This window comes from Acinetobacter ihumii (genome assembly GCF_900625095.1).
Lineage (GTDB): Bacteria > Pseudomonadota > Gammaproteobacteria > Pseudomonadales > Moraxellaceae > Acinetobacter > Acinetobacter ihumii.
The window spans coordinates 1974565-1988034 of the sequence record NZ_LR130760.1 but is presented as its reverse complement, the minus strand read 5'-3'; the positions used below and the strand labels follow the sequence as shown (position 1 = coordinate 1988034).

The following is a 13470-nucleotide window of genomic DNA, read 5'->3' as shown; positions in this document are numbered from 1 at the left end:
ATAACTTAAACAAAGCACATAAAACAAAAGATTAAGGCTTTAAGCATGAGTCAATCAAAGACTGTTACGACCCCTCGTAATGAAAATCACCTTTCTTCAGATTTGATTGAAGCCCAATACCAGCTAAAAAACAGTTGGGGTAAAAGTAATGCCAAAAGTGTATTGGTGCTGGTGAGTGGGATTGAACTGGCGGGTAAAGGAGAATCGGTTAAACAGTTAAGAGAATGGGTGGATCCACGTTATTTGAAGGTCAAAGCAGATCCTCCTTATATGTTGGCAAATGATCGTGCATTTTGGCAGCCTTATGTGAATTTTATTCCGCGTGAAGGACAGATCGCCGTGATGTTTGGTAACTGGTATAGCGACTTGTTAACTACGGCCATGCATGTTTCCAAACCGCTGGATGAAACCTTGTTTGATGCCTATGTGGAACAAATGCGTGCTTTTGAACAAGACTTAAAAAACAATCAGGTGGATGTAATTAAAGTCTGGTTTGATTTATCGTGGAAATCTCTACAAAAACGTTTAGATCATATTGATGCATCGGAACGACAATGGCATAAACTGCACGGTCTGGACTGGCGCAACAAAAAACAATATGACAACTTACAGAAGTTACGCCAGCGTTTTAGTGATGACTGGATTTTAATTGAGGGCGAAGATCCCAAGCTCAGAGATCAAAGTTTTGCTGAATGCATTTTAAAAGCCCTCAAAGATTTACCAGAACACCCTACCCAAGGTGTTGAACACTGGACGCAAACGCTCATTCCAAAAGAATTATTGCATCCTGACTCTGAACAGATGCCAAAGGAAAAATACAAGAAAAAGCTTAAAAAACTCACCCGACGTGTTGCCGATGCCATGCGCTACGATGAACGTAAAGTCGTTGTGGTATTTGAAGGGATGGATGCCGCAGGCAAAGGTGGGGCAATCAAACGGATTATTAAACGGCTAGATCCGCGTGAATACGATATTTTCACAATTAGCGCACCTGAAAAATATGAGCTGCGACATCCTTATTTATGGCGTTTTTGGACCAAGCTGGATAATTGCAGTGATATTCGAATTTTTGACCGGAGTTGGTATGGTCGTGTTTTGGTCGAGCGCGTAGAAGGCTTTGCCAATGACTGTGAATGGCAACGTGCCTATGAGGAAATCAATCGCTTTGAAAAAGATTTAATAGATAGCCAGACTGTGGTGATCAAGTTCTGGTTATCCATTAGTAAAGATGAGCAGAAACAACGCTTTGAGGATAGAGAAAAAACACCACATAAACGCTTTAAAATTACTGACGATGACTGGCGTAATCGTGCAAAATGGAATGAATATTTAAACGCTGCGGCAGATATGTTTGAATATACCAGTACTGATAATGCGCCTTGGCATATCGTGGCAACCGACGATAAATATAGTGCGCGTATTCAAGTGCTAAAGACGATTTTGAAATGTTTAAAAGCAGATTAGAGCTGTGGATGACTGCTGACTCAAATGCAGGATTCGAGTCAGCATCAGTTTATTAAGAAAGCGTGAAGTCATTATGAATGAGACGGATTGACTATAAGTTTTCCTTTGATTTTAGATGCGCGGTTAGTTTGGGATTGACGTTGACGGAACACAATTAATGTCGCAATCAGACTGATAATCGCGGCAAACATTAACCAGAAAGCCGGCATACTTTTGCTACCACTTTGTTCAACCAAATAAGTGGCAATCATTGGTGTTAAGCCCCCAAATACAGAGGTTGCCAAACTATAGGCCACTGAAAAACCAGCGATACGAACTGAACTTGGCATCATTTCTGTGAGTGACACCACCAAAGCACCATTATAGAAACTGTATAAAAGGGATAACCAGAGTAGAGATATCAGCATATGACCCAGACTAATGTGTTGAGTTAGCCAACTAAGTAACGGATATGCGCTCACAAAAATCAGTGTCGTGCTCGCAATTAATAAAGGCTTGCGTCCAAATTTATCTGATAGATAACCGCCAATCGGCAGCAAAATAAAATTACTGATTCCTACCATGACCGTTGCGAGTAAACTTTCTGCGGTACTCAGGTGCAGCACTTCCTTACCATAAGTGGGCGTATAAACGGTAATGAAATAAAACATGGTGGTTGTGGTGGCAACCATACACATGCCAATCAACACAATTTTCCAGTTGGCTGCCAACGTTGCCATGATTTGACGCGTACTCGGGTGTTCTTTACGTGTCGTAAATGCTTCGGTTTCCTGTAATGATTTTCTTAACCAGAAAATAAACGGAATAATCGCACAGCCTACAAAGAATGGAATGCGCCAAGCCCAAGCGTCCACTTGCGCTTTGGTGAAGGCAACACTGACCAGATAGCCCAGAACCGCAGCAAAAATGACAGCAACTTGTTGACTGGCGGACTGCCAACTAGTAATAAAACCACGATTATGCGGTTCTGCAATTTCAGATAAATACACGGAAACGCCGCCTAGTTCGACACCTGCGGAAAAACCTTGAGCTAAACGTCCAATAAAAATAAGCACAGTTGCGGCAAAACCAATCGTAGCATAGCCGGGTGTCAGCGCAATTAGAAGCGAGCCAATCGCCATAATGCTTAAAGTCAGCATTAAACCTTTGCGACGCCCAATCCGATCGACATAGGGACCTAAAACCAGAGCACCAATTGGACGCATAAGAAAACTCACTGCAAAGATCAGAAATGTCTTCATCAGTGCTGCATAACTGCTATCAGCATGGAAAAACGTTTGTCCAATGGCTTTGGCATATAAGCCAAAAAGAAAAAAATCGTACTGTTCCAGAAAGTTACCGCTGGTTACGTTAAAGATGGCGCGTAAACGCGAGGTAGATGATCCATGTTCCACAACGACTCTCCATAACATTATTGTCATCGTAGAGGCAGAGTAGAAAAGCAATCTTTAATGGAACTTAAAAAAATCGATGAGATATGTAGTAAAATTTAAATGAAAGGCGTCATATTACATCAAGCGCACTTTACGTATGATTCGAGATAAATGAAGGGCAAGAGCGCGCAACAGTCATTTATCTCTCATGGTGTTATGTTCTAGGCTTCAATATTGGCATTGACATTTTTTTGCTGGATACGTTTGGCAAGGTGAAAACATTCCTGTACATGGGCTTCTGCGACTTTTTTCATCACAATATAACCTAAGCTTGCAGCCACAATTTGTCCACCTAAGGGAATAAATTTGGTGACTTGTTTGGTGAGTACTTTGCCCACGATTCCATTGAGTGATTTTTTGACTGCGGTTCGAGCCACCACTAAACCCGAGAATTCAAAACCACGTTTGCGCAGTTCATTCCAGTGGATTTGTTTGGTTTGTGGATCATAAACGGTAATATGGTCGGGCGATAAACCAAAACGTGCACTAATCTCAGGAATCAGTTGTGACAGAATGCCGATATCAATCACCACATCAAAAAATGGAATCGGCACAACCGCAGCTCCTGCGGAAAAATAGGCGCGCTTTTTGACCATTTCCAGACATTCATCACGGATCTGTTCAAGATTTAAATTTGGATCAATTGAATCTGGGATATTTTCAATTTTCATAAGGCTATACTCAAGTCGGTCCTTTCTTGTCATTCAAATATGATTTTTTAAATGCAATTGCAATTTTTATTTCATGCGCTAAACGTGACATAGTTACATTTAGATGTATAGTGACGAATGTTTATGATTTTGTGCATAAAAGCATAACTTAGCAAGGTAGTGAGTTACATGGCAATACATGTCATTCAGAGTCAGCGTATCGAAATATTGGTACAAGGCATGGTGCAGATTTTACATACTGCGACTTCTGATGCTTTTCAGGTGCTAAGCCCGCAGCATTTTATTGTACCCAATGTGGCTGTTGAGCAATGGCTGACACAAAAACTTGCTGAACAGCAAGGTATTCATGCCAATTATCAGTTTCATCAACGAATTCGCGGTTTTCAGTGGTATGCCTATCAACAGGTTTTATCTGAACATAAAGATCAGGTGCGTAAAGCCAATATCCCGCGCTTAATTTTAAAATGGCGTGTATATCAGGCACTTTATTCTTATATTCAGCCTGAGCAGATTCAGATTGATGCACTTCATCCTTTACATTCGATTATCGCCCGAATCTACGACAGTGCTGAGCGGCTTTCTAACCCCTTAGAGCAACAATTAAAAAAACAGAAAATGTTGTATTGGGTCAGTGAGCAAGTTTCTCAATTATTCAACAACTATATGTTGTACCGTGGTCATCACTGGTTGCATGCGTGGGGACAAGATCAAACACTGGATATTGAAGAATTAATTGTTAATCGAGATCAAGGCGTTTCAGCTTTTCAACTGGAGCAGGCACAGCAACTTGAAGCATGGCAACGCTGGTTATGGAAGCAGTATTTTCATCAGGATTTTTTGGACATTGAAAAGATTGATGATCTGTTCTGGCAACAACTCGCATCTGAGCAGACGCGTGAGCAAGCTTTAAAACGTCTGCCTAAACAAGTGGTGGTGTTTACCTTGCTGGATTTACCACCAACGCAACTTCAGTTTTTGCGCCGTTTGGGACAATATCTGGATGTGCTGATTTTACATTACAACCCTTCGCAGGAATATTGGGCCGATAGTGTCGATCCTTTATGGAAACAGCGATATGATCTGGGAGTCAAACAGCGTTTTATTGATAAAAACCCTGAAGCAAGTGATGCAGAAATTGCAGAATTTTTTCAGCAATTCACCCTGCATTTTAATGCAGAAGTCCGTGATTCGCGGCATCCTTTATTGACCCGTTTAGGTAAACAGGCGCGTGATCACTTTTCGTTATTGTCCAGTCTTTCTACAGGTGAGGAAGGTCGCTGGGTGGATGCATTTGTGGACGAATTTCCTCAAACACTTTTGGGGAAAATCCAGTCAGATATTTTACATCTGGTTGAACCGCAAGCGGCTGAATATGTGCTTCAAGCTCAAGATCAGTCAATTCAGTTCCACGTGTGTCATTCAAGCTTGCGTCAAGTGGAAGTTTTGCGTGATCAATTGATCTACTGGTTGACTCATGGCGGCGCAGCGCAGCCACGTCGACCGAGTGATATTTTGGTGCTTGTTCCCAATTTAGCTGAGATAGAACCGCACATTCGCAGTGTCTTTCCAGCGCATGCCAGTGATGACGATATTTTCTTGCCGATTAAAATTGCAGGCGTTGCACAGTTAGATGTACTCAATGCATGGCGTGCAGTTTTGGGACGGATACAACTGGTTCAGGAGCGTTTTAATTATGATGAATTTGCGGACTGGTTAAATTTGTCAGCAAGCAAATTGTATTATGGACTGGATGATCAGCAAGTGATGCGTGCACTGGCTTTACTCGCCGAAGCTGGGTTTAAACGTGGTTTTGATGCACTGCATTTACAGCAAAGTTTGAGCGAGGCAGATCAGGATTATCGTTATAGTTTTAAGTTTGCGCTGGATCGTCTGGTCTTAGGTATTGCCATACCAGCCCATGTATTATTTGAAGGAACTCTAAGCTTTGCACAGGTACAACCCGATGATTTTGAGCTGATTGGCAGATTAATTCAGATTTATCAGGATATTGATGAGCGTCGTCACTGGATGCTAGCACACGAATTGGACGAGCAACTGACGGTAGAAACATGGCTAAAACGTTTAATGGCTGATGTGAGTGCATTTGAGCAGGCAGGTGAAACCGCATTAAAAACTGTGCGTGATGCGATTAAAAAACAAGAACGAATGGTGACTTTGGCAAGCTACTATGGTGAAGCCGAAACACAGCATTTACGCCAGATTACGCTACCTTTGCCTTATATAATCGATGAAATTCAGCGCACACTGGAAAATCAGGTGGCACAAGCAGAACCAACGGGACAGATTACCTTTAGTCAGATTGGTCAGATTCGTCCAATTCCTTATCGGCTGGTGGTGTTATTGCATCTGGATCAGGGCAAATTTCCAAATCGTGATGCGCACATTCCTTTTGATTTAATGGATCTGCTTCGACCACAACTTGGAGATCGTTCACGCTTAGAGGACGATCATGGGGCTTTTCTGGACGCGATATTGTTGGCACAAGACAACCTATGGCTGTTTTATAATGGTTATGATGTCAATGATGGTGAGGTGCGTGAACCATCGAGTATTGTGCAAGAGTTTAAGTCTCATCTGGCGTTGATTGTCGCACCTGATCAGGATCTGACTTTAGCGCAGGATCATGAACATGCCGAGCTTAGAGCAAAGCAACTCAAACAACTGGATGTACCGCCTCAGATTGCTTCCTTGTATCATATTCATGCTTTACAACCTTTTGATGTTTCAGGTTTTACTCAAGCTGCTGCTTTGCAGCGTTATCAGGATCACTGGTATCAGGTGGCGCAGCAGATTCAACAACAAAACAGGCAACATCGCCCAAATACACGCCAGCCTTGGGTCAACATGCGATATGAAGCAGCATCCTCTGAACTTCCTGTGCTCAATAGCCAGCAATGGATGGCGGACATCTGTTTTCCTGCCCGTTTATATTTAAAAACGCTGGGTGTCGAAAATCTGAAAAATCATGATCTGCTGGATCAGGATGAACCTTTATTTCTGGATGGTTTAGGCAAATATGCGATTCGTCATTTTTTGCACAAGCAAAATCCTGATGCAACCCCTGATTTACTACTTGATCAGTTGCCTGTGAGTAAAATTAAAAACAGTGCATGGCAGCAGAGCGTGCTGGAGCAACAACGTTTACAGGAGCGGTTACAGCACTATGCGATAGAGGAAACACCAACCACCTTTCGGACTTGGCGTATTTCACAGCAGTTATATATGAATGTGCAAATTCCTGCTCATGAAGTCAATGATTGGGTCAGTTTACAAGCGTCCAGCGCACGTGCGCAACGTATTGCCAAAGTCTGGCTGGAGTATTTAATCTGGCTGGCTGTTTTAGATCAGTTTGACTCAATATGCAATAAACGCCGAATCATCATCTTTAGTGACCAAACCGTGATTTGTGAAGGCTTAACTTCACAGGCAGCACGTCAACATTTGCATGCATGGCTGGAGGCATGGCAATACGCTTCGCAACAGCCTTTGGTTTTACCTGCTGCCTTACTGCTTAAACCTTTAGCAAAAGGCAAGCAGTATCAGTGGCAGCAAGATGAGACGGGACAAATGCAGCTGATGCCATCAGACCGGGACAGTATTTTAAAAGACTGGAAAGATCAAAAAAACTTTAGTGCCATTGATGTGACGCAGGATGAGAGTAGTCAATACCATCGTGACTGGTCATTTATTTTGCAGCAACAGGATGCTCAAGCTTTACTGATAGACGCGTTGGCTCGGTTTTCCTATGCCTTGTATGCTCCGATTTTTCAACATGTGCGCACGGAGGAATAAGTCATGACTGCAAGCCAACATGCTGTGTCTTATCATCCGATTGTAGATATTGAATTTTCAGGGTTGCACCTGATAGAGGCCTCCGCAGGTACAGGGAAAACCTTTACCCTTTCCAGTTTAATGGTGCGAATTTTTCTGGAAAAATATTTGCCCAATCAAGTCATTGCCACCACCTTTACGCGTGCTGCTGCGGCTGAACTCAAAACTCGGATTCGCTTGCGAGTACAGGAGGTTTATCGGACTTTACAACAGTATCAGGGACTGACCGAGCAAGAGATTTTAAAACAAGCGGATGAACTGAATGATCCTTTGCTACAGCAGGTGTTACGCCGTTTTTCAACACAAATGGGCTATGCCAGCGAACGTTTAAAATTAGTACTCGATCAACTGGATGAACTGTTTGTAGGAACACTCGATAGTTTTAGTCAAAAGTTATTGCGTGAATTCGCGTTTGAAAGCGGAAAAATTGAAGCTGCACAAATTACCGATGATGCCAAACGTTATACACGGCAATTAATTCATGATGTACTGCGTGAATGGATTCAGACACAGCCGCAACTGGTCATTGACGGGTTGTACCAGATCGGGGCATTAAAAAGTGTCGATGCCTTTGTCGATGTGGTCGAAACGGCATTAAATTTTAGTTCTGCCCATTTTCAGCAATATGCATTGCCGGTTTTGGATTTTAGTCGACTATTCGCTGTTCAGCAGCTGGTACAACAGCTCAATCTGGATGACTTGGATCAATATTACGCCCCAGACGGAGTATATCGTTGTTATATTCATGGCACGTCATTTCGTCATTCAGCTTTTTCAGATTTATTTGAACAGCATATTCCTGCTTTTCTAAATGCCTTACACAGCGCACAACCATTGCAGATTTTTGACCAGCATTTAAGCACTGCGCGAGAAGCCGTGTTTAAATTTCTGGAAAAATTTGAACAGGATAAAATCTTTAAAAAATGCCCTGAAGATGTCCGTGCAGGATTTTATCAGCATACGGATTTGCAACGCCTGATTGAGATGATAAACCATGTACAGCAGCTGCAAAGCCAATTACAACAATTACATACTGATTTAAAAGCGTATATTTGCCTTGAAGTCAAACGACGTTTACCACAACGCTTACAGGAAAAAGGGGAAACCACATTCTCACAGCAAATTCGAAGCTTGGCAGAGGCTTTGAAAGGGGAGCAAGGACAACGTTTTGCGATATTTGTACAAGCGCGTTATCCCCTGATTTTGGTCGATGAATTTCAGGACACCAATCAGGATCAGGATGATATGCTGGCCAGTATCTGGCGTCATCCGCAGCGTTATCACAAAGGCTGCATGATTATGGTGGGGGATCGTAAACAAGCCATTTACGGTTTTCGTGGCGGTGATATGTTGACCTTTTTAAACGCATATCAAGACATAAAAGCCAAACAAGGACGTGAATACAAACTCAGTTTTAATCACCGTTCTGTGAAAGCATTGGTGGATGTGGTCGATCATTTATTTCAGCAACAGCCTGATTTCGGTGAACAGGTCATTTATGACCCAATTAAAGCAGGTTCACGTGAGCATCCTGCTTTAGTTGATCATGGGCAGCACAATGTTGCACCGTTGCGTTGGTTAATGTTGCAAGATAAATCCAAAGAAGCAGAGCAAGTGGCATGGAAAATTCGTGCACTGCTCAATCAGTCACAACAGGGTGATTTATGCTTAGAAGGGGATGAACGTATTCATATCATTGAGGATGATATTGCTGTTCTCTCTAAAAACCATAAAGGACTAGACGATGTCCAATCTGCCCTTGAGTTTTTGGGTATTCGGGTCAACCGCCCTTCGCGTCGTAGTGTATTTGATCATGCCATTGCACAGGATGTGGGTGCCTTACTCACTGCTATTTTGCATCCTTATGATGAAGCCAAACTCAAACGTGCGTTATTAAGTCGCCTCATGGGATTCAACTTAAAGCAACTGACTGAGTTAGAGCAAAGTGCAGAAGGGTTAAGTCGCTATATTTCATCCTTTGATGAAATTCGCGAGCTTTGGTCGCATCAGGGCTTTTTGGCAGCTTGGCAACGTTGCATGAGCCAATTTAATGTCTGGCAGACGCTGGTGGCGCACTATCATAAAGACAATGAACGTGAAGTGGTTAATTTACGTCATTTGAGTGAAATTCTGAGTCAACATAGCGAGCGTTATCAGGGCGCGCAAAATCTATATCACTGGTATTTAAAACAGCTTCAGTCACCGAGCGAACGTGACTGGGAACTGGAACGTAAACTTTCCAGTGATGCAGGCATTCAGCTCATGACCATTCATCAGTCTAAAGGTCTGGAATTCAAAATCGTATTTCTATTAGGTGCCGATAAACCGTTTAAAGATCAAAACAAGACCTTAAATTTTTCGACGATGGATGTGGTTGAAAATGGGCACACTCAAACCCAAAGGGTGGTAGCGATTGCAGATCAGCAACGTTTAAGCCCGCAGGCCATTTTGCAACATGAGCAGCGCAATCAGGCAGAGCAAAATCGGCTGTGGTATGTGGCATTGACCCGAGCCAGCCATCGGGTATATGCAGTCATGCAGGATCAACAGCAAAAATCACGGGATGCTTTAGCCTTCTGGAAATATCACAATGGCACTTTTGCACATGCAGAGAGTATGGATGAAGCGGTACTCACTGAGTGCCCAGTTATTTTAATGCGTCAACCCTCTCACCAAAACGATGGCTTAGTTGCACAGGCTTTACCAGAGCAACGCTTCTATGCCCGAGCGAAAACCAGTTTTAGTTATTTGGTCCAACATTTAAAATCTGGACATAATTTAAAAGATCGCTTGGTCGCAAGTGATTTACCGCTAGCACAAGCTGAGGATGAAATGGATCAACATGATCTTCATTCTACGCTTAGTACTCAGCCGATTGGCTGGATTCAGCAAAACTTTCCGAAAGGGACAGTTGCGGGAAACTTTTTACATGAAATGTTTGAACATCTGGATTTTCAAAATCAACAGGACTGGATCATAGAAATACGTCGTCGTTTTAAAAATGACTATGGCAGTCTATGGGATCAACTGTACGCAGTTTATCAGCAAGATTTTCCTACATCGCAACAGGATGAAGGTATTTTGTATCAGTGGCTGTCCGATTGGTTCAAACAGGTATTGCAAACGCCATTGCATCAGGGTTTTCAGTTACAACAATTACAGGCGGGTCAGTTTTTATCCGAATGTCCTTTTTATTTGTCATTGTCTGATCGAGTGCTGGCAATGCGCCGTGTGCAACAGCTATTTGTCGAATATCAAATCGAAATGCCTGATTTTCTGGATGCTTATTCAGCGCGTTACTTAAATGGCTCGATTGACCTCATGTATTTTGACGGCACACGTTTTCATATCGCTGATTATAAAAGTAACTACTTGGGCAAAGATCTGACTGACTATGCTGCTGAGTCAATTCAGCAAAATATGCGTCAATCCAGTTATTGGTTGCAGGCTGCGCTTTATCTGGTGGCCTTACATCGTTATCTGAAAGTGAAATTGCAAAACTATCAAATTGAACAGCATCTGGGCGGTGCCAGCTACTTGTATTTACGTGGGATGAATGGCCAGCCACAGCAGGGTTATTTTTATTGGCAGCCTGAGACAGAGTTTATTTTAAGACTAGATGCAATTTTGGGATATTTTGCTGAGGATAAAATGCTATGAGTGATGCGGATATATCTTATAACTTGATAAAAATCAATTTTTTAATTTGTGGATAAACGTGTTTATAAGCTTGTGGAAAAGCTTGAGGATAACTGTGTGGACAAGCAAAATACGACATCTGAAGATACAGATCTGACATGGCTCAAGCACTGGAGCCACTATCTTGCCCAAGCACCGTTTAACGTTCGGGAGCGCAATTCTGCCGAAATCGCAATCTTGTTGCAAGCATTAATTGAAGCAAGCCTGCAAGGCGATAGCGGTTTGGCGATTTCTTCTACAGATTTGCCTGATTTAGAGACGTATTGGGTGCATGAGGCTCAGGCTGAATCCCAGATTGCACCACTGGTGTATGACGGCGAGCTATTGGCCTTATATCGTTACTGGTCATTGGAACAACGTTTGGCGAGTCAAATTGTTCGATTAAGTACACAAACGATTCAACCTGTTTTAACTACGCATCATCAAGATTTATTGACGGATCCACAGCAGCGTGCTGCTTTAGAAATGGTAGCGGGCCACGCTTTGAATATGATTACCGGTGGGCCCGGAACAGGAAAAACCTACACACTGGCACGAATTATTGCGGTTTTGAGTCAGGCTATTCCAGATATTCGTATTGCCATGGCGGCACCGACGGGTAAGGCCGCGCAGCGTATGCAGGAAGCATTACAAGCTTCTTTTAATGATCCTAAACTATTGGACTCAGGGCTGGTAACTGAGGCATTGCGCCAACAAAGCACTCAAACACTGCATCGTCTACTCGGCTTGGGATACCAACAGATTCCACGCTTTCATGCTCAACAACCTTTACCTTATGATGTGATTGTGGTGGATGAAGCATCCATGCTGGATTTAAATCTGGCGACCTTATTACTTGAAGCGATTCCAGCAAATTGTCGTTTAATTTTACTAGGCGATGCTCAACAATTGGCTTCAGTGGACGTGGGATCAGTTCTGGCTGATTTACAACAGGTCACACCATTACAAAGTCAACGGGTTCATCTGATTTCGAGTCGTCGTTTTAACAGCGAGGCTCGTATTGGTCAGTTTGCCCGATTGATTCAAACCCTTGATACGCAACAATCTTCACAGCAGATATTGCAACAATTTGAACAACAGATCGCTATTCCTACGCACTTACAATCCATCGAACTCAAAGCATCCATGCAAGATGTGGTGCAACTGGAGTATTTACCAGATGTCGCCATGCCGAATGTGGCAAGCTATTACGAGCGGCTGATGCTGGGATTTCACGCGTTTTTATCCGCTTTAAAAGCCTATCAACACGCAGCTTATGACGAATCCTATATCCCATCGATTATTCATGCTTTTAATCAGTATCGAATTTTAGTGGCTATTCGTTTTGGTGACTTTGGACTAGAACAGATTAATCGCTACGCGCAACAATGGTTGACTGAGCAGTTGTCTATTATGGCAGTAGGTGGATGGTACATCGGACGTCCTGTCATGATGACTTATAATGACTACCAACTCGGCATTTCCAATGGCGATATTGGGCTGTGTTTCCGTCATCGCCATGACGCGGAACAGTTTGAAGTATATTTTCCAAGTTTGGATAAATGGATTGCAGCACATCGTTTACCTAAAAATATTCAAACTGCTTTTGCATTGACGATTCATAAATCTCAAGGTTCAGAGTTTCAACATACGGCAGTGGTATTTGATTCTTCTGCTCAGAAAATACTCAGTCAAGAGCTGATTTATACAGCAATTACGCGAGCCAAAACCGTGGTCAGTTTATTGGTGGATCGGGAGGCACTGGCGCAAGCACTCAAGGTCAAAACCACACGAAAAAGCGGATTAATTAGTAAAATTAATAAAAAATTCAAATTGTTAAGTTGAATGCTCTTGTAGACAGGTCTGTACGAAAATGCTTACATGGATTCGAGAAATTTGCTGATAGAGTGTCATGCATTTTTTTGAGATTATAGTTTTGCACAAAAGCTCAGCAAGGAATGCTGAGAAAATCGCAAAACAATAACGATAAAGTCGAAAGATAGCGAGCTTACAGTGAAGTAAGTCATAAGAGGAAATTTACAGCCGCTAAGCCTTGTAGTTTTGGGAGAGACTACAGGGCTTTTTTATGTGCTAAAGATTATGTTTTTGTATAAATTTGAATCAAAAGTAAAAAATAAAGCTTTAAAAATGCTTAAATATCAAAAAATTGTAGTAGTGTAAGTTTTTACTTACACTTTGATACGAAAACTACCACTTTTCTTCATAATGAGTTGTGGCAGAATGGCAAATGTAGGGGAAACATTATTGAATCAGCTGTTCATCAATAATGCATGAGGATGAGAAAAAATCCTCCTACAACAATAAAATAAAACAATAAACTGACCAAAATAAAAATACAGCGCAAAAGAGCC

The 13470-nt window shown here is 42.3% G+C and carries 6 protein-coding genes; 4 read left to right on the top strand and 2 right to left on the bottom strand.

Annotated elements, in window-relative coordinates; all coding sequences use genetic code 11:
• Positions 1–45: 45 nt before the first annotated feature.
• Entirely contained in the window at positions 46–1464 is a 1419-nt protein-coding gene (pap, locus tag E0D95_RS09380) for a polyphosphate:AMP phosphotransferase (protein WP_130803610.1), read from the top strand.
• 71 nt (positions 1465–1535) lie between these two features.
• Here pap and E0D95_RS09375 read toward each other — a convergent pair whose 3' ends face one another.
• Positions 1536–2858 (bottom strand): MFS transporter, encoded by a 1323-nt coding sequence (locus tag E0D95_RS09375; protein WP_130803609.1) that lies wholly within the window; start codon positions 2856–2858, stop codon positions 1536–1538.
• 200 nt (positions 2859–3058) lie between these two features.
• Entirely contained in the window at positions 3059–3568 is a 510-nt protein-coding gene (locus E0D95_RS09370) for a hypothetical protein (protein ID WP_130803608.1), read from the bottom strand.
• A 168-nt stretch (positions 3569–3736) separates the two neighbouring features.
• On the opposite strand from E0D95_RS09370, the gene E0D95_RS09365 reads away from it, so the two are divergent.
• The 3 genes from E0D95_RS09365 (at position 3737) to recD (ending at position 12943) form a co-directional block, all read left to right on the top strand.
• Complete coding sequence (locus E0D95_RS09365; RefSeq protein WP_130803607.1) at positions 3737–7381, top strand: exodeoxyribonuclease V subunit gamma; 3645 nt, start codon at positions 3737–3739, stop codon at positions 7379–7381.
• A 3-nt stretch (positions 7382–7384) separates the two neighbouring features.
• Entirely contained in the window at positions 7385–11080 is a 3696-nt protein-coding gene (locus E0D95_RS09360; protein ID WP_130803606.1) for a UvrD-helicase domain-containing protein, read from the top strand.
• A gap of 96 nt (positions 11081–11176) precedes the next feature.
• Positions 11177–12943 carry an exodeoxyribonuclease V subunit alpha gene (gene recD / locus E0D95_RS09355; RefSeq protein WP_130803605.1) on the top strand — a complete coding sequence of 589 codons (1767 nt, stop codon included), beginning with the start codon at positions 11177–11179 and terminating at the stop codon, positions 12941–12943.
• Positions 12944–13470 lie beyond the last annotated feature (527 nt).

Coding starts and splice junctions, on each gene's coding strand:
- E0D95_RS09365 (WP_130803607.1), top strand. CDS start 3,737: ATGGCAATACATGTCATTCAGAGTCAGCGTATCGAAATATTGGTACAA.
- E0D95_RS09360 (WP_130803606.1), top strand. CDS start 7,385: ATGACTGCAAGCCAACATGCTGTGTCTTATCATCCGATTGTAGATATT.
- pap (WP_130803610.1), top strand. CDS start 46: ATGAGTCAATCAAAGACTGTTACGACCCCTCGTAATGAAAATCACCTT.
- E0D95_RS09370 (WP_130803608.1), bottom strand. CDS start 3,568: ATGAAAATTGAAAATATCCCAGATTCAATTGATCCAAATTTAAATCTT.